The 17,909-nt window shown below is 40.5% G+C and carries 20 protein-coding genes and 3 riboswitches; of the genes, 5 read left to right on the forward strand and 15 right to left on the reverse strand.

The annotated features are described in order from the left end of the window. Positions 1-51 precede the first annotated feature (51 nt). Positions 52-246: an alpha/beta-type small acid-soluble spore protein gene (locus tag C6Y07_RS12400; RefSeq protein ID WP_003211343.1), complete on the forward strand. Its 195-nt coding sequence runs from the start codon at positions 52-54 to the stop codon at positions 244-246. Positions 247-285: 39 nt separating this feature from the next. Here C6Y07_RS12400 and C6Y07_RS12405 read toward each other — a convergent pair whose 3' ends face one another. The 4 genes from C6Y07_RS12405 to C6Y07_RS12420 all read right to left on the reverse strand — a co-directional run bounded on the left by C6Y07_RS12405 (position 286) and on the right by C6Y07_RS12420 (position 4,112). Next, positions 286-1,467, reverse strand: coding sequence for an anti-sigma factor domain-containing protein (locus C6Y07_RS12405; RefSeq protein WP_106071540.1), 1,182 nt, complete (start codon positions 1,465-1,467; stop codon positions 286-288). Next, positions 1,464-2,219, reverse strand: coding sequence for an RNA polymerase sigma factor SigI (gene sigI / locus C6Y07_RS12410; protein ID WP_034662939.1), 756 nt, complete (start codon positions 2,217-2,219; stop codon positions 1,464-1,466). The genes C6Y07_RS12405 and sigI overlap by 4 nt, the downstream gene beginning before the upstream one ends. Before the next feature lie 215 nt (positions 2,220-2,434). Continuing rightward, positions 2,435-3,226 (reverse strand): TerC family protein, encoded by a 792-nt coding sequence (locus tag C6Y07_RS12415; protein WP_106156768.1) that lies wholly within the window; start codon positions 3,224-3,226, stop codon positions 2,435-2,437. Positions 3,227-3,257: 31 nt separating this feature from the next. Beyond that, a riboswitch (yybP-ykoY riboswitch) is annotated at positions 3,258-3,429 on the reverse strand. A gap of 68 nt (positions 3,430-3,497) precedes the next feature. Then, positions 3,498-4,112 (reverse strand): DedA family protein, encoded by a 615-nt coding sequence (locus tag C6Y07_RS12420; protein ID WP_106030756.1) that lies wholly within the window; start codon positions 4,110-4,112, stop codon positions 3,498-3,500. A 245-nt stretch (positions 4,113-4,357) separates the two neighbouring features. On the opposite strand from C6Y07_RS12420, the gene C6Y07_RS12425 reads away from it, so the two are divergent. Next, positions 4,358-6,781, forward strand: coding sequence for a bifunctional diguanylate cyclase/phosphodiesterase (locus tag C6Y07_RS12425; RefSeq protein ID WP_066030987.1), 2,424 nt, complete (start codon positions 4,358-4,360; stop codon positions 6,779-6,781). 30 nt (positions 6,782-6,811) lie between these two features. On the opposite strand, the gene C6Y07_RS12430 is transcribed toward C6Y07_RS12425, so the two are convergent. The 3 genes from C6Y07_RS12430 to C6Y07_RS18965 form a co-directional block, all read right to left on the reverse strand. Then, positions 6,812-7,276: a MarR family winged helix-turn-helix transcriptional regulator gene (locus tag C6Y07_RS12430; RefSeq protein ID WP_088004396.1), complete on the reverse strand. Its 465-nt coding sequence runs from the start codon at positions 7,274-7,276 to the stop codon at positions 6,812-6,814. A gap of 359 nt (positions 7,277-7,635) precedes the next feature. Next, positions 7,636-7,800, reverse strand: a complete 165-nt coding sequence (locus C6Y07_RS12435) for a hypothetical protein (RefSeq protein ID WP_034662950.1) — start codon at positions 7,798-7,800, stop codon at positions 7,636-7,638. Between the two features lie 38 nt (positions 7,801-7,838). After that, positions 7,839-7,994: a hypothetical protein gene (locus tag C6Y07_RS18965; RefSeq protein ID WP_189318371.1), complete on the reverse strand. Its 156-nt coding sequence runs from the start codon at positions 7,992-7,994 to the stop codon at positions 7,839-7,841. 183 nt (positions 7,995-8,177) lie between these two features. Here C6Y07_RS18965 and C6Y07_RS12440 point away from each other — a divergent pair, with 183 nt between their 5' ends. Continuing rightward, positions 8,178-8,507, forward strand: coding sequence for a MerR family transcriptional regulator (locus C6Y07_RS12440; protein ID WP_012009715.1), 330 nt, complete (start codon positions 8,178-8,180; stop codon positions 8,505-8,507). A 119-nt stretch (positions 8,508-8,626) separates the two neighbouring features. On the opposite strand, the gene C6Y07_RS12445 is transcribed toward C6Y07_RS12440, so the two are convergent. After that, the gene (locus tag C6Y07_RS12445; protein WP_080869519.1) at positions 8,627-8,998 is read right to left on the reverse strand and encodes a cupin domain-containing protein; all 372 of its coding nucleotides are present in this window, start codon (positions 8,996-8,998) and stop codon (positions 8,627-8,629) included. Between the two features lie 188 nt (positions 8,999-9,186). Here C6Y07_RS12445 and C6Y07_RS12450 point away from each other — a divergent pair, with 188 nt between their 5' ends. Continuing rightward, positions 9,187-10,050, forward strand: coding sequence for a LysR family transcriptional regulator (locus C6Y07_RS12450; RefSeq protein ID WP_060596102.1), 864 nt, complete (start codon positions 9,187-9,189; stop codon positions 10,048-10,050). Positions 10,051-10,160: 110 nt separating this feature from the next. On the opposite strand, the gene C6Y07_RS12455 is transcribed toward C6Y07_RS12450, so the two are convergent. The 7 genes from C6Y07_RS12455 to C6Y07_RS12485 all read right to left on the reverse strand — a co-directional run bounded on the left by C6Y07_RS12455 (position 10,161) and on the right by C6Y07_RS12485 (position 16,149). After that, positions 10,161-10,559: a hypothetical protein gene (locus C6Y07_RS12455; protein WP_060596101.1), complete on the reverse strand. Its 399-nt coding sequence runs from the start codon at positions 10,557-10,559 to the stop codon at positions 10,161-10,163. Between the two features lie 101 nt (positions 10,560-10,660). Beyond that, the gene (mgtE, locus tag C6Y07_RS12460; RefSeq protein WP_034662959.1) at positions 10,661-12,019 is read right to left on the reverse strand and encodes a magnesium transporter; all 1,359 of its coding nucleotides are present in this window, start codon (positions 12,017-12,019) and stop codon (positions 10,661-10,663) included. Positions 12,020-12,227: 208 nt separating this feature from the next. Continuing rightward, a riboswitch (M-box (ykoK) riboswitch) is annotated at positions 12,228-12,391 on the reverse strand. 132 nt (positions 12,392-12,523) lie between these two features. After that, entirely contained in the window at positions 12,524-12,664 is a 141-nt protein-coding gene (locus tag C6Y07_RS18970; RefSeq protein ID WP_003212346.1) for a hypothetical protein, read from the reverse strand. A gap of 76 nt (positions 12,665-12,740) precedes the next feature. Next, on the reverse strand, positions 12,741-13,259 hold the full coding sequence (locus tag C6Y07_RS12470) for a PepSY domain-containing protein (protein ID WP_034662966.1): 519 nt from the start codon (positions 13,257-13,259) through the stop codon (positions 12,741-12,743). A 93-nt stretch (positions 13,260-13,352) separates the two neighbouring features. Then, positions 13,353-14,042, reverse strand: coding sequence for a PepSY domain-containing protein (locus C6Y07_RS12475; protein ID WP_066030991.1), 690 nt, complete (start codon positions 14,040-14,042; stop codon positions 13,353-13,355). Positions 14,043-14,109: 67 nt separating this feature from the next. Beyond that, complete coding sequence (locus C6Y07_RS12480) at positions 14,110-15,459, reverse strand: HAMP domain-containing sensor histidine kinase (RefSeq protein WP_106156770.1); 1,350 nt, start codon at positions 15,457-15,459, stop codon at positions 14,110-14,112. 3 nt (positions 15,460-15,462) lie between these two features. After that, positions 15,463-16,149, reverse strand: a complete 687-nt coding sequence (locus C6Y07_RS12485) for a response regulator transcription factor (RefSeq protein WP_060596098.1) — start codon at positions 16,147-16,149, stop codon at positions 15,463-15,465. Between the two features lie 445 nt (positions 16,150-16,594). On the opposite strand from C6Y07_RS12485, the gene C6Y07_RS12490 reads away from it, so the two are divergent. Next, complete coding sequence (locus C6Y07_RS12490) at positions 16,595-17,554, forward strand: S8 family peptidase (RefSeq protein WP_003210884.1); 960 nt, start codon at positions 16,595-16,597, stop codon at positions 17,552-17,554. A gap of 112 nt (positions 17,555-17,666) precedes the next feature. After that, positions 17,667-17,858, forward strand: a riboswitch (cobalamin riboswitch). Positions 17,859-17,909 lie beyond the last annotated feature (51 nt).

Below are 17,909 nucleotides of genomic sequence, written 5' to 3' on the forward strand. Positions count from 1 at the left end.
CTTCAAAATAAGAAGGCGCAACAAACATGAGGTGAAAGGAGGAATATGGACATGGCAAACCGAAATCAACTTCTTGTTCCTGGAGTAGAACAAGCATTAGATCAATTTAAATACGAGATCGCTCAAGAATTTGGCGTGACTCTCGGTTCAGATACAGTCGCACGTGCAAACGGTTCTGTTGGCGGTGAAATTACAAAAAGACTCGTTCAACAGGCTCAATCACAAATGGGCAATCAATCTAAATAAAAACATGGTGAAATACGCCGGAGCTATTCTGGCGTTTTTTTATTGTTCATATGTGTGCTCGCCCCGGTTCTCACGATAAGGGGACGGTACACCTTTTCCTTGCTTCATATGTTCTCTTTTTCGTTCAGCGGACGGCCATTTCTGATCCCTGTCGTTTTTTTTTGTGTGCTTTTCAGCGCCATCACGTGATGTGCCGTTTGGATTTCTTTTGTCATCAGGTTCCGTTGAGTGATTTTTTTTTTGTTCTTTATCGAAAGAGCGATCCTTTTCTTCCTTTATTTGATTGTCTTTGCTTTCATCATCAGGTTTTGTTTGGTGAGGCTTTTGAACAGATCCTTGCTCTTCCCTCTCTTGATCCTTCTGCTCTTTGTCTTCAGCTTCAGGAGCCTCTTGATCTGGCTTCATCTCTTCGCTATCGTCTGTCTTGACGTCTTCTTGTTTGTCTTTGTCTGTTTGATCTTCATCATCTTTGTTAGGCTCTTCTTCTTTGACAGCATCACTCTCTGCTGCGTCTTCATCCTTTTGAATGTCTTCTTGATCTTTGTCTTGCATTTCTTGATTTCTGATATATGTGCCTGTTGAAATGCCTGCCTTTTGAGCTTTTTCTCTTGTTTCCAGGTCACTTTCTACAGTTTCTAGCTTGTAATCGCGCTTTTGATATTCACCAGAGATGGTGTTAATTTTACTTTTGACGTTGGTTTTATATGTATGGTCCTGCTTGTTTTCATAAACCGTTGAAATATAAATGCTCTTAGAGTGGTTCACGTAACCTTTTTTGTCACAGTCATCTATGATTTCCTGCACGACTTTGGTCATGTCGTTTTTTTCTAAATCCTTCATACTGGCCAGTACTTGTTTCGCATCTTTATTCAGTGGTGTGACACCGATCACTTGATAATCGTGATCAAGCTTCAGTTCAAAGCTTGGGTTAATGTCAATTGTCATATATGCATATGCTTTTTGACTTGAGAAAGATGGCATCATAGTAAAAATCACGACAATAATCGCTGCGATTGATAGGATTCCTGCATTTAACGGACGTAAACGAAGCAGGTCAAAAAAACCGGCTCTTTTTCTTTCGAGACGTGATTCATTCGGAAATGTCACTTCTTGACCGATTTCATAGTCTTGCTGTTCATATTTTGTCCGCAGAAATTGTCCATCAGGGGTCAGCAGCGTGACATATTTTTTGTTTTTCTCTACTATAATGCCTCTTCTCATGAATTAAGCACCCCTTTAAGGTAATCTTTCAAATACACATAATCACCCGTCATAATGATCGCCATCGCAATGATGTATTTTCTATTTCTCTCAATCGTTTTGCGGCTGACTTCCACTAGCTTTTCAAGCTGTTTGACCGGCAATTGTTTTTTCTGAAATAAAATGGTTCTGAGCTCATCGTGTTCAACGAGTGTGTGAGCTACTTTAATAGCATTTTGCCTGGCATCTGCATGCTTTGGTGAATGTTCAAGCAGCTCTTGAAACGTGAGACCGTATACTTTTAATCGTTCTTTAAAATGTTCTATTTCTTCTCTTCTATGTTCTTGTTCAATTAAACGTCTATATTCATTTGTAGACAGCTCTGCTTCAATCATGCTTTGAGAGTACTCGCCATTTTCACTTTCTTGCAGGTCCATTTGAACCGTTGGCGCATTTCTCGCTTCTTTTCGAATATAGTCGATCACTTTTCTTTTAATAATTAATTCTGCGAAAGCAAGGAGTGAGTTTCCTTTTTCGGCAGAGTACTTTTCTATCGCTTCATTAAAGGCAATTAAGCCTATGCTGAATTCATCATCTTTTTCATCTATATATCGTTTACAAACGGATGAAACCGTCTTAGCGACAAATGGTTTGTATTGCTCTATTAATGCATTTTGCAGCTCGATATCACCTTGTTGAATACTGATAGCCGACTGCTCTAATGTTTGCTTTTTCTTTCCTTTTTTAAACAAAAGGCTAAGCAATGGTTTCACCTCAGTTCTCCCTATATTACTCATTTATGATAGCTAATTTATGAGGGAAGCGCAAAGGAAGAAATGAGGAATTCATTTCCTGTTACTCAATTATGACATGTATATCATCATCTACTTTACAATGTTTCGTCTAAAAGCAAAGAAATAAGGGGGTATCTCCCCCTTATTTGTAATATACGTGTTATGAAAATGAAATGATATTTCTTTCAAAAAACCTACTCTTCTAGGCGTCCCTCTTGTTTTTCCTTGTTTTGTTGCCCGCCTTTTCTTGATGGGCTTGATAAAAACCAGCCAAATGCTGCAATTGCGAGAAGCACTGTCCAGAAAATGACTTTCCATAATGTTGAATGAATAAAATGAGACGATACGACGCCAATAGCTGGATGTGACAGTGTATAAAGCGTGAGCTTCACACCAACCCATCCGACAATGACAAAGGCTGCTGTTTCTAGGCTCGGTCTTGTTTTGAGCAGTTTCACAAAGACAGTAGCTGCAAATCGCATGATGATAAGACCGATGATACCACCTAAAAGAATGACAATAAATTGACCGCCATCGAGTCCGCCGATTTGCGGAAGACTCGTTTTCGGCAATGTCACGGCTAATGCGACGGCCGCTAAGATGGAATCTACAGCAAAAGCGATGTCGGCAAGCTCGACTTTTACGACTGTTGCCCAGAAGCCGCTTTGCTTCATGTTTGTGTCTGATTCCTTTTTCTTAAATACGTGCGTTTTTAAAATATGGTGAATGGAAATATAAAGAAGATAAATTGCACCAATGGCTTGAACTTGCCACACATCCACTAAAAACGAAATAAGAAACAGGGAACCAAATCGCATGACAAACGCACCCGCAAGTCCGTAAAACAATGCCTTTTTTCTTTGCTTTTCAGGAAGGTGTTTAACCATCACAGCCATGACCAGCGCGTTATCAGCTGCTAAAATCCCTTCTAATCCAATCAGTACGAGAAGAACCCACCCGTACTCTAAAATAATTGCTGCATCCATCATCATTCCTCCTTGTTTTTATCTATTGTCCCACAACAGACAAAGGCTTATGAATACAAAAAAGACCTTTGCCTGTAATGGCAAAGGTCTTGCTAGACATGTGATATGTAGAATCATGCCAACAAAGCCGATGGAACTTAAGTCCATGTAATGACGACTTTGTTTCCGGTAAAAACCGGACGCTACTCCCCTTTGGTGGGATTTAAGAATATTTAGATTACTTATATCATAATCAATACACACTGTATTGTCAACAGGTGACTTTCAGTGATTAGGCCGTTGGTGTTTCTGTTTTTCTTTTTCTACGTTTCAGCCATATATACATCACGAACAACAACACAACCCCGATCCCAATCGGTAAAAGATATGGATCTAACATAGCGCCAACCTCTTTCCAGTTCTCCCCGAGCACAAACCCAAGATACACATACACAAATGTAATGGGCGTAATCGCCAAAAACGTATACAAGCAAAAGACCCAGACATTCATCTTGGCAATACCGCACGGGATGGAAATAAGCGTTCTGACCCCTGGAATAAACCGGCCGCTAAAGGCGACGAAACCACCATGCTTTTCAAAGAAAGCATCCGATTTATCAAGCGACTCAGGTTTGACAAAAAAGTACTTCCCATATTTATTTAAAAAGGGTCTGCCGCCATAACGTCCTAACCAGTACAAGGTCAAAGGGCCAGCCACGCCGCCAATGGAGCCGGCAGCCACAACACCGATGAAGGCCATGTCCCCTTCTGAGACCCAGTAACCCGCAAGAGGCAGAACCACTTCAGCAGGAACAAATTCAATGCATAATGCGAGGAAGATGCCAAAGTACGACAAGTTCTTAAAAGCATCAGCTAAAGAAATAATAAAATCTTCGATGTTTATCAATCCCTTTCACACATAATCGTTTGACGATTCTATCTCTTTTAGAATCACACCATATATTAAACGAATAAAACCGAAGAAACGATTCACTTTTCGTCGTTTTTTTACATTAAATTTGATTTTACTATAAAAGACACGTGAAAAAAACGTTGATTGTGGTATTTAAGTGAAGGAAAAGTGAACACAGAAGCCATTCGATCCGATATATTAAGTATATGTCTGTTTTAAGATACTGGAGGTTTTCTCACATGACCCAATTAACAGGAAGCTACAACGGATGGCTTGTCTTTCTGTCAGTCGCTGTCGCCGCTGTGGCCTCCTACTCAGCTCTTCAGTTAGCCAGCCGAGTGATACAGTCAAGCGGTGCAAAGAAAAAGGTATGGCTGGTCATTGGTGCAATGATCATGGGGATGGGCATATGGTCGATGCATTTTATTGGCATGATGGCATTTCACATGCAAACCGGCATCACATATGAAACTCCCTTACTGATTTTATCGATTTTGGCGTCTTTTGTCGGTTCTTTAATCGCATTCTCGATATGCATTCAAGAGCAGCTCTCCATAAGACGGCTGCTCATTAGTTCAATCACCATGGGCTCTGCTATTTGCAGCATGCATTATCTTGGAATGGAATCAATGGCCAATGTCTCAATCAGCTATGATCCAGTCCTCTTTTTTCTTTCGTTTTTCATTGCTGCGCTGGCATCTTTCTTTTCACTGCATCTCTTTTTTCGGCTCCATCGATCCGAGAAAAAAAAGGAGGATCATCTGTTAAAAATAGCTGGTGCACTCGTGATGGGTGGGGCTATTTCTGGCATGCATTATACTGGTATGGCTGCTTCTACTATGTTTTTTCATTCAGATGGACAGTCCGCTGCAGGCGGCTCTCTTGAAATGTCGCCATTCAGTCTGTCGATTTTCATCGGCTTGATGACACTGATTGTCCAAACACTGATGATCTTTGGTGCCTATATAGATCACCGAATCATGAAGCAGTCAGATCAGTTAAAGGAAAATGAACAGCGGTTTCAATCGCTCATTAAACATAATATCGATGGCATTATCGTGTTATCTGTCGATCGAAAGGTGCTTTCTGCGAACGACTCAGGTAAACAAATCTTAAAAATGTGCAATTCTTGGATTGGTGATGATGTCAGTCAATACGTGATGCCGACTGAGATGTGGGAAGAATTTATTTCCCGGTCAAAAAAAGCCATCACACGTGAAGCAGAACTGAAAGCAGCAGATCGTTTTTATTATTATCATGTCACTTACATACCTGTTCATGTCAACAATACACTTGACAGTATTTATCTTGTCTTAAAAGATTTAACGCAGCAGCGGATTGCAGAAAAAGAAATTCATGTCATGGCACATTATGATGCGTTAACTGAGCTTCCTAATCGGCGCCACGCCATCAACCATTTAAATGATGTTCTCTCCGCTCAAGAAGAGACAGGAACATCGACGACTGTTCTGTTTCTTGACTTGAATCGTTTTAAAATTATTAATGATGCACTTGGTCATAACATAGGAGACTTACTACTTAAAGCAGCTGCAAACAGACTGACACAATGTTTACCGGACAATGGCTTTATTGCAAGACTAGGCGGGGATGAATTTTTAATGATCTTCCCTCACATGGGACATGACACACACAAAATTGAGCAGCTTTCTCAAAATATCATTCGTCAATTTGAACGTCCTTTTTTCATCCAGAATCATCAGCTCATTACATCTATCAGCATTGGGATCGCCATCTCACCTCAAAATGGCAAAGATGGGATGGAATTGATGAGGAAAGCCGATATGGCGATGTATTTATCCAAAAAACATAAGCAAAGCCGGTATGAGTTCTTTACCGAATCAATGGAAAGATCAAGTGAAGACAGGTTAAATCGAGAGCTTGAGTTGCGGGATGCCATTCAGAGAGAACAGTTTGTGCTTCATTACCAACCGCAAGTCAGTGCGAAAACAAGAAAGATGACTGGCGTAGAAGCTCTTCTAAGAATGAAGGCACCAGATGGTTCCTTAAAATCACCTGAGGCTTTTATTGAGCTGGCAGAGGAATCAGGGCTGATCATTGATATTGGCAGATGGGTCATTGATACCGCATGCAGGCAGGCTAAAACGTGGTATGACAACGGGCTGAAAATTCCTGTAGCTGTCAATTTATCTGCGAAACAATTCAATTCTGAAGACTTAATTGATTTGATTAAGCTGACACTGAAAAAATACAACCTGACATCGTCACTGCTCGAGCTTGAAGTCACAGAAAGTATGACAATGGACAATATCAAGCAATCAAAACAGGTGCTGACGTCGCTGAAACATCTGGGCGTTCGCATTAGTATTGATGACTTTGGTACAGGTCATAGCTCCTTAAGCTATTTAAAGGATTTGCCCATTCATCGACTGAAAATCGACAAATCCTTCATTGAAGATATTTTAAATGATTCGAAGTCTGAACAGATTACAGGTGCCATTATCGCGATGGGACATCAATTATCTCTCGAAGTCATAGCAGAAGGTGTGGAAACCTTTGCGCAGGCGCAGCTTTTATCTGCGCAAGGATGTGACGACCTGCAAGGTTTTTATTATGCAAAGCCCCTTCCAGCAACCGATATCGAAAAATTCATTGCCTATCCGGCGCATCAGCTGGACACATAAAAAAGGTGCCAATCATGGCACCTTTTCGTTCTATCTAAATAATAAATGTTGACTGTGAATGCCTGCTTTTTTCAATAGACTAATCAATTGTTCTTGTTCTTCACGCGAGAGGCCAGAGAACGCACGCGCAATCCGAAGAGAATGAATCGGGTAAATCTTATCAAGATAACTGCGCCCTTTATCCGTTAAATGGGCATAAACCGACCGTTTATCCTTTGGGTCCTGCTCTCTTTCAATGAAACCATTTCGTTCTAATTTGTCAATTACGTACGTCACATTCCCGCTGACAAGCAGGAGTCTTGAGCCGATTTGCTGAAGTTTTTGAGCACCTCTTGTGTACAGCAATTCAAGAACGGCAAATTCAGTTGGATTAAATCCATGCTCTTTGCTGTCTCTAATGCTGTGTTCTGAAACGCTTTTAAATGCTCTTGCAAATACCTTGTAAAGTGTCATTGAACGTTCTACTTCTTCTTCATTAAACGATAGTCTCATCACATATCTACCTCTTATAATATTTTTTTAACTTCAAGGCTTTCTTGCGGTGCAGTTGGAGCCTTTCGTAAAAAATAGAAGTACGTTTTTGAAAACCCTTTCAACCACATAAGTGACTCCATTCGTGTTATGTATAAGATTTCGATATAAACTTTTAAAATCCTTCTTATTTTTCACAATCATCTCGAAAAAAAGCTTTTTTAGCAAACCATCAAGATGCGACATAGTTTAACATAATCTGTAAAGGAACTGCGTTTCCTTACACTGTATTCGTCAAATTTCTACAAAATTCAATATTGCTATAATATTAAGCACGCAAAAAAAGAACCCTTTATGTGACATACGCACATTTCAAGGGATTTTCACAAATTACGCTCTGTTTTGTTGAAAAAGAAGTGATACTCTTTTTTTAAGTCACTAATTGTCATGTTCTTGGCCGCATCAGGGCTGTAAACTCCTAATGAACAGAGCTGCTTCGTATAATAATGTCTTTCCTTTGCTAAAGCTTCTGTTAAGATACGCCGCACCGATTATCCCCTCCTATCAAGTGATCTGGACCAGTTGCTTATGAAGATCTTTTATACAAATCATTTTGTATGGCTCTTAGAAGAGCATGTGCATTCTGACCTGCCGCCTGCATGAATCGCTCCAGTAATTCATCCCTCTTCATATCTAATGCGATGATTTCTTTTGCCATACAGATGATCTGTGTTTGCTCCATCATTTGCTCCTCCTCCTATTTCAACTCATCATCATTATATGCACGCACAACACTCATTTCACATTTGTTGTTATATTTCCTTCCATGGTTTTTTCGTTTTTGTGTTATATTTTCTGACAAATGATAGGTTTTTTTCCTTCTCATTCTGTATAATATGAAGAAAAGACTTGCAGGGGTGAGTATATGACGCAGGAAGATGTATCTTATAAAGATAAAAAAGTCATTTCAATCGGGATTGTCAGTGAATTAACAGGGCTATCCGTCAGGCAAATCCGATATTATGAGGAACGCAGACTCATCTACCCCCAGCGCTCAACAAGAGGCACGCGTAAATATTCTTTTTCTGATGTAGAACGTTTAATGGACATCGCCAACAAACGAGAAGACGGTGTGCAAACAGCCGAGATTTTGAAAGACATGAAGAAAAAAGAACAGGCATTAAAAAGCGGACAATATAAGAAAAAAATGCTGGAAGGCCAGATTAACGCACACTTCCGGTACAAAAATCGATAAACAAATAAAGATTCGCTTACTCTTTAAAATTAACGACAAGTGAATGTATGATAACGTAGTAAAAAGAGACAGCGATTGCTGCCTCTTTTTCAACTAAAGCACCTGTTAAGTGCAACGATCTAGTGTTCATCCATTCGTTCAGGAATCGAAACAGTTCGTTCATTGACCACATTCCCCGTGTTTAGCGTCGTTTTGGGCTCAATTAAGAGCAAATGAACTTCTTCTTCAGCAATTGGCTGATGTTCAATTCCTTTAGGAATCACAAGAAACTCCCCTTCATTAAGAGCTATTTCTCTATCCCTAAAACGGATGACTAGATTCCCTTTACATACAAAGAACATTTCATCCTCGTCATCATGGTGATGCCAAATGAATTCACCCTTAATTTTTACCATTTTAATGTATGAGTCGTTCAACTCTCCACTTATTCTAGGATTCCAATAATCATTTATTTGCAAAAATTTCTCTTGGATATTAATCTTTGAAATCAATTAATTCCCTCCTCATTTAATTGGAAACGTCTGTTTTATCTTTTCCTAGTTAAAACTCTCTACCTTTCAATTCTCCTCCTCATGATAAATCTCTTATATCATTAAGTTTACTTATTCTATTGGATCACGTAAAATCAAAAAATAGTGTATAGTTCATCACAATTTGCGATGCAAAAAGGAGCGTTATTTTGGATATTAAATCTTTGGAAATATTTAAAGCAGTAGCTATTGAACAAAGCATTACAAAAGCTGCCGAGAAATTAAATTATGTGCAGTCGAATGTCACTGCACGAATCCAACGTCTTGAACAAGAATTAGGTGTTCCTCTTCTCTATCGATATCACAAGAAGATATCCTTAACGCCTGCAGGACGTGAACTGTTGCCATATGTAAACAAATTACTCTACGATTTTGAAGAAGCAATAGAGGCAGTAAAGCTTTCCTCTACTCCGCGGGGAACTTTACACATTGGATCTATAGAGTCAACCGCTTCTACAAGATTGCCAATCATTTTTACAGAATATCATAAGACATTTCCACAAGTAGAATTGAGCATGTATATGGCACCTACTGTAGATCAGGTTAGTGCTATTCTTAACTACAAGGTAGACGGTGCATTGGTTGATGGGCCAATTCTTCATCCGGACATTATTGAGTACCCTGTATTGGAAGAATCACTTGCTCTGATTACAAGCTACTCCCGGGAGGAATTCCAGGTAGAATCAATCTTACATGAACCATTGCTTTCGTCATTCGCGCATTGCATCTATTTGGGGCGTTGGCAGCGATGGTTAGAGAGCAATGGCTACCCTCCTATGAAGGTAATGGAATATGGCACTTTAGAGGGCGTGCTTAAATGCGTTGAAAACGGGCTTGGAGTCACCGTATTACCAAAATCTATGGTTGAATCTCGGATGCAAGGCAGATTTACCTGTCATCCATTACCGGAACCACATAGAATCGTGCCCACTGTGTTTATAAGGCGCCGCGATTCGTACATGACCAGTGCCCTCTCACGATTTATGGAGTTAATGGGCATAACTCATATGTGATCAGGTCATTTGTGGTAAAAAAGAGGATAGATAGAGCGAAGTTCTTTCAGCTCTTCTATCCTTTTAAATAAAATCATTTTAGATTATACCTTGTCTTCTAATAAAATTTTTCATTGAGAGGAAGCGTCAGTTCCTTCAACGACCCCTACAAAGTCAATCCGTACACCGCCTTTTTCAGGATCTTCTATTACCCGCATGGCAAGTGCCTTTTTCTCCCCTGTTTTTTCATCTTCGTAATTCGCATGAAAGACGTGAATGCTGGCTTCTTCCAATTGAAAATCTTCATAAGAAAGCGTCTCTATGCCCCATTCCTTTTTCAGCTTTAGAATGTCATTTGGGCTTGGGACAGCACCTTCAACATAGATGTTTTCTATTTTTCGTTTATCTCCTTCGGTAATCGCTTCAATCATATGCTCTGCTGCCACAAGTCTTCTGTCTTTCCCCTCGTCTTCCCTTGAACATGCACCTAGCAATACCATGCACATTAAAATGAATAAAAACTTCTTCATTTTTCTCTCCCACCTTCTCCTTAAAATGTAAAGGATGGAAGCGCTATATGCAATCTTTATTCAAAAAAGACTGTAAAACGTAACGTTTTACAGTCTTCTTGCTACATCAGTGTATGAAGGAATGCTGTTGCAATTCCAAAATAGATCAGTAAGGATAGAATATCATTCAATGTTGTGATCAGCGGGCCAGATGCAATGGCTGGGTCCACGTTTAATCTGTGTAAAATAATCGGCACGACCGTACCTGCCATTGTCCCAATAATCAGTGTTGCAAGCAGTGAGGAGCCGACAACAAAACCTAAAATCATATTGCCCTGCCACACCATTGCGACGACTGTAATAATAATGGAACAGACGATCCCAATGTAAATACTTGTTCTCAGCTCTCTAAAAATAAGACGCATAATGGTTTTTTTCGTTAATTCTTCTTTTGAAAGCCCTCTAATCACGACGGCAAGAGACTGTGTCCCTGTATTCCCTGTCATCCCGGCAATCATCGGCATGAAGAACGCTAAAGCAACGACTTGCTGAAGGGTATCTTCAAAATAATTTAAAATACTGCCTGAAATCAGCCCAATGAACAAGAGCAGAATGAGCCATGGAAGACGGCGGTATGCCGCCACAAATGCCGGCGTGTCGAACGTAATATCTTTACCAGAGGCAGCAAACTTCTCATAGTCTTCGCCTGCCTCTTGAATGACAACATCAATGATATCATCGACTGTAACGATTCCGACTAGGACATTGTTCTCTTCCACAACAGGAATGGCAAGAAAATCATACCGTTCAATCAGCTTTGCGATTTCCTCCTGATCTTGAAAGGCTCCAACGGCAATGACTCTTGTAAACATGAGATCCTGCACCTTTTCATCCGGTTCACCTAAAATGAGATCACGGTATGAGAGAACGCCTACAAGCTGTTTTTGATCATTAATCACATATAAATAGTTGATTGATTCCGCAATTTCTGCAAAGCTTTTCAGCTTCACAACGGCATCCTGCACCGTATAATGCTGAGGAATCCAAACGTACCGGTTGGTCATGATCCGTCCCGCTGTCTCAGCAGGGTAATTCATAAGAAGCTGGACGGCCTTTGATTCCTCTGCTTCCATGTTAGATAAAAGCTGATCCTTTAGCTCATCCTCCATCTCATCAAACAAGTTGGCTAGATCATCGTTATCCATTTTGTTTGTGACGAAGGTAGCTTTGTCTTTCCCTACTTTTTCAAGAACGATTTCTTGGTATTCCCGCTCCAGCTCACCCATCATTTCTGTCACGTCATCGACTGGTAAAAAGCTGAGGAAGCGGCCGCGGTGTTTTTCTGGAAGCTCTTTAAATAAGTAGGCCATATCATATGGCTGAAGTTCTTCCATGATGTTTTTAAATTCTTTGCGTTTTCCATCTCTTAGTAAAATAATGATGCGTAAAATGAGTTCATCGTACGTAATATTTTGTATCATCGCTGTTACCTCCCCAAAGTCAGGAGATACCCGAATCCCTTAGAATGTGCGGGGGTCAGGATCTCCTCTATCTGATGTCTCAATCTGATCTTTTGACATATTCTCTATGTGTCTCGAATCGGGATGATCCATCCCCACACCTCCTTTTCCCATAAAAAAGCACCTTCAACCGAATGAAGGCGCTTTGTAAGCATAACAAAATAAACACTTGCTCCTTCAATCGTAGAGCTTTAGCACTGTATGGCATAGGAAAAATCCAGCTGCATTAAAAATCACCTTATGTCGATGATTTCTGTTGACCCATTGGCGTCTTTGGACATTTTTGGGCAGCAGCGTATCTCCATACAGGAGCCTCACCTAACGAAGTCTCATATTGTTGACACACTGAGATTACAGAAAAAGCGCAGTGATGTCAATAAGCAAGATGCCAAGTTTCCTCATGTATTCGCTTACTTTTGAAAAAAAGAGCGATAGACAAAGTTGACCATCGCCCTTTCATGTCTTTTATTCCTCTTCTGGCTGATTCATATCCTCTTGGGAGAGGAGATGAAAGGAATCATGCAAAAACAAAGCATATCCTTCTCCATCAGGATGCGGAACATATTCCGCATGGTCCATTGTCTGCTCTTCTTCTTTTTTCTTCATATTCTCTCGCCTCCTTTCCCGTAGTTTGTCCCAATGAAAAAACCTTACACATGAAAGTGTAAGGTTTGGTGATGGCTTAATCATCCCATTCTTGCTTCAGGATTTTGCCTGTTTTAGCGGAAATCTCAAAATCAACTTCCTCGCCGTTTGGTGTGGTGATTTCGACTTCATACAAGTACACACCATTTTCTTTATCTAAATCAGAATCTGTGACTGTTCCTTTTACTTTTGCAAGGGCAATTTTTTCAGCCTGCTTTTTAGTGATTTTCACATTCTGTTTCTTTTCTTTGACTGGATCGTTCAGCGCTTTTCCTGTTTTCGCATCGACATATACTTTATATTCAAAGCCGCCTTTTTTAATCTCGACCTCATACACCCATTTTCCTTTTTTACGCTCAAGATCCACATCGTCCACATACCCTTTCACGACTTTTAGGGCTGCTTTTTCAGCTTGTTTCTTTGAGACAAACGATGATTTCTTTTGCACCACCTGCTCGGCGTGTGCTGTTTGATTTGTATTTTGCGCTTGAAGTGTGAAACCACCTGCGACAAGAGTTCCTGTTAATGCTGTAGCTACTAGTACTTTTTTCATCATGTTCATGTCCTCCTCTATTTGATTTCTCCTTTATCTTAAAGAAACAAGATGATAAAGAAAGGAAAGAAACATGAGAAAATCATGAGAAAAGGATTAGTTTTCGTACGTAATACCTTCAATGTCTCCTGTATATGCGTTCACAAGCACCTCTGCCTCACGCCCGTCAGGCAAATCCAGCTCCACCTCAAAGACGAGCATACCGCTAAATGTTTCAAGATCTGCATCATCCACTGTCCCTCCGACTTCTTTTACCGCAATTCGGATGGCTTCTTCAACCGTGATTTTCGTCAGTTTCTTTTCTTTAGAGGTTGGTTTTTTCTTTTCTGCTTCAAGCACCTTAAACGTTTGCTTGTCGACATCGACTTGATATAATTCTTTTTTTGATTGGATCGTAAAGATAAAACGATCTGACTTTTCTTTCTTTTGGATGACAGTACCGCTTACTTTTTTAACAGCCGCTTCCTCTGCCTGGAGCTCAGCATTTTTTTCATTTGGCTTTTGATAGCTTTTGGTCTGTCTGATTTCTTTCATTTGACCGCTTGCAGAAGATGCAATGATTTGATAGATGCCATTTGCATTTTCCAGCGTCAATGTATAGTCCTGTTTATGATTGATTAAATCAATATTTGTAATGTTTCCATTGTAGTCTTTTGCGATGATTTTTTTGATTTCTGCTTCACTTAATATTTTTTGATCAATGGTTTGAATCATGAGCATTGCAAAGGCAGCAAGAACGACGAGACATCCTGCGAGCGCAAGCACCATTTTCGTTTTTCTAGACATGCAGCGCCTCCTTCCTATTTCCTATTTTATAAGGAGGAAATGAGAAATTGATGAGAAAAGACCTATTTTATTTCCGGAAAAGAATGGTCATGGTTGTCCCTTCGCCGATTCGGCTGTCTACCTTCAGCTCAGCTCTATGCTCTTCTGCAATTTGCTTCGCAATTGAAAGACCAAGACCCGTTCCGCCCGTCTCACTGTTTCTTGCTTCATCCACACGGAAAAAGCGGTCAAAGATTTTCGGCAAATCCTCTTCTTTTATGCCAATCCCATGGTCAACGACTGAAATAAACGGCTTCTCTCCCGCCCATCCGCATGTCACATCAACTGGCTCTGTACTATATTTGACCGCATTATCAATCAAGATGGTCAAAAGCTGTTTGATTTTCTCTTCGTCTCCTTCCACAATAAGCGGCTGATCTGTTTGCACATGAGTTTGAATGGTTCGATTGGTGGCCACTTCAAGTGTATGGCATATCTGCTTGCACAAATGACCAAGATCGACTGGCTTCATATCCACATATAGAGGCTGACCATTTTTTGCCAGTGTCAGCAATTGATCTGTCAGCCTTTTCATTTTTTTCGCTTCATCATGAATCGCTTGGGAGGATTCTTCAACAACCTCTGGACGTGTTTGCCCCCAGCGCTTCAGTAAATTACTGAAGCTCATAATGACGGTAATCGGTGTCTTCAATTCATGAGAGGCATCATGCAAGAATTGCTGCTCTTTCTCATAATGCTTCTCGAGGATTTCTGACATTTCATTAAAGGTTTGTCCCATTTGATACAATTCATCCTTTGAATCGCCTGCTAGTTTGATTCGTTTAAACGCCTTCTCCTTCATACTTGCCTTCATGGTGCTCGTCATTCTACTAATAGGGCGTACGATTTGTTTTGTTAAAATGTGGCCAGCAAAATAGGAAAGCACTATAATTAAAACGCCAGCAGCGATTAAAATCATTCTTAATAACGCCAAATTCTCTTCCGTATTTTCGATTTCTTCATATACTTGGAGCGACACAATCTCTCCATTTGTCCAAATAACCGGGATCGCAGCGAACGCAGTCATATGCTTGTTGTATTCTTTGATTTCTGCTGTCTGCCCAGATTCATATGTGAAAGGCAGTGAACTAAACGTTGACTCCTTTGTGACAGTCAGCTTTGATTCACCCGTTTCTGTCACGACACGGATCATGCCATTTTGGGGCAAGTACGCTTTCAGAAGCTCCGAAGATGGAAGACCTTCTTCTTCTGATTTTTTTAAAGCAATGGCGATATTTTCAGCCACCTCAGACAGCCGGGACATATCTTTTTGCGTCAAGGTTATCGAAAAAATAAAATAAATGGCTGTATGAAATAAGAGCACCATTAAAAACAAAGACAACGACGTATAAAGCTGGATCTTATTTTTTAATCTCATTCTTTATCCTTTCATCACATAACCCACACCTCTCACTGTGTGAATCAGCTGTTTTTCGAATGGGTAATCGACTTTTTTTCTTAAATAACGGATATAGACATCCACCACGTTCGTATCACCAAAATAATCAAAACCCCAAACGGCTGTTAAAAGTTGATCTCTTGTGAGCACTTGCTGCTGATGCTTCAGCAAGTGGACAAGCAGATCATATTCTCTCGGTGTGAGTTCAAGCATTTGGCCTGCCCTTTGTATGTCTCTTGTTTTCTCGTTGACAGTCAAATCTGCTATGCTCAGCTCTGTCTCCATCTCTTCTTGCGCATGAATATTCAACCTTAGCTGCGCGCGAATTCGTGCTAATAATTCTTCTATGTCAAAGGGCTTTGTAATATAATCATTCGCCCCAAGATCGAGCCCGCTTACCTTATCAGGAACACTTCCTCTTGCTGTAATCAACATAATAGGTGTCGCTGTATTTGTCTTTCGAACCCTTCTCAGCACTTCAAGACCGCTTAATTCTGGAAGCATGACGTCAAGCAGCACCAAATCGAAGCTTTCTTCTTCAAGAGCCTGAAGTCCATCCATTCCAGTCTCTTTGACTGTCACCTCATATCCTTCATATTCAAGCTCTAGTGACAGCACCCTTGCAATTTTCTTTTCATCTTCGACTACGAGTATCTTCCCTTTATTCATCTCTATCTCTCCTATCTGAAAGGCAAGCTTGTCTTTTCATTATTATATGTTGCCTTTCGCATTTGGAACAGTCACAATCTTCATGTCTATTTTTTATGAAAGAAACATTTATTTTTGAACAAAAACATTATACATACTTTTTATATCGCATTTATTGCTTGATTTCCTTGTTTTTTAGTTTGCCTCTTTTAGTCCTTTTAACCCATTTTCATCTGTACAGGTGCAAACTCACTATGCAGCATATCCTCCTTTTTCATATGATATCAAGAGTTTTCCTCAAAAGTTGAGTTCTTTCGTCAAGAAGTGAGGAGAACTGCACTTTTGATAATAGATTGATTATTTGAAAAATTATTACAATTGACCCTTTCCGATCAAAAGTTTCTTTTATACAATAACATTACGCAGCCTGAATCTACTTTGAAAACAAAATAAGGAGGGCTTTCTTATGAAAGGTGAAATTCGCTTAATTCCGTATGAAGTAAAAGCCAATGTGATGGAAGCGAAAGAGACGCCGGAAAGTATTCAGGAGATTAAAGCACCCGAACTTTGGTCAAGTGGCTTCAAAGGAAAAGGCATAACCATTGCTGTCCTTGATACAGGTTGCGACACGGAGCATCCCGACTTAAAAGATCAGATTATCGGAGGCAAGAACTTTACCGATGATGACAACGGAGATGCTGAAAATGTGAAAGACTACAACGGACATGGCACCCATGTAGCAGGGACGATTGCAGCAACAGATCAAAATGGCGGAATTCTAGGGGTTGCCCCTGAAGCCAAGCTGCTGATCGTGAAAGTTCTTGGCGGTGAAAATGGCAGCGGGAAATACGAATGGATCATTAATGGCATCAACTATGCCGCTGAGCAGAAGGTGGATATTATCTCCATGTCTCTCGGTGGTCCAAGCAATGAGCCCGCCTTGCAGGAAGCCATTCAAAACGCGGTGAAAAGCGGTGTACTTGTTGTGTGCGCAGCAGGAAATGAAGGGGATGGGGACGAGCGTACAGAAGAGTTCTCCTACCCAGCAGCATACAATGAAGTCATTGCCGTCGGCTCTGTCTCCCTTGCAAGAGAATCCTCTGAATTCTCCAATGCCAATAAAGAAATCGACCTCGTCGCTCCAGGAGAAGACATTTTATCCACTCTCCCTAACCATAAATACGGCAGACTCACAGGCACCTCAATGGCCGCCCCTCACGTAAGCGGTGCACTAGCCATTATTAAAAATGCCGAGGAAGAAGCGTTCCAGCGCAAGCTGACAGAGCCTGAGGTCTATGCTCAGCTTGTCAGAAGAACCCTTCCACTGAAGCAGTCGAAAGCCCTCGTCGGTAATGGATTTTTATATTTAACTGCGCCTGATGTCCTTTTAGAAAAAACATTGGAAGCAGATCTTTTATCTCTATAGCTTGAATAAAGGTCCTGAGAATAGATTGAATTTTCTCAGGATTTTTTTAATTAAAATTATTCAAAATTTACTTTGACGAAATGAAGTGGACGTTATATAATCGAACACAATAAATTCATAGTTTGAGAGTCGGTAATTCGATCACACGTCGAATTTTAATTGGGAAGACCGGTGAAAATCCGGCGCGGTCCCGCCACTGTGAGTGAGGAGAGCTTTTCTCATGAATCCACTGTCATAAGGATGGGAAGGATGAAAAGCTTGCAGATTCACCAGCCAGGATACCAGCCGCTCTATCACATCAAACCCCCTACGGTTGATAGGAGATGTCGGAAAAAGCGTCAGTTATGCTCACGCC

The organism is Bacillus sp. LNXM12-1 (assembly GCF_003004375.1).
Lineage (GTDB): Bacteria > Bacillota > Bacilli > Bacillales > Bacillaceae > Bacillus.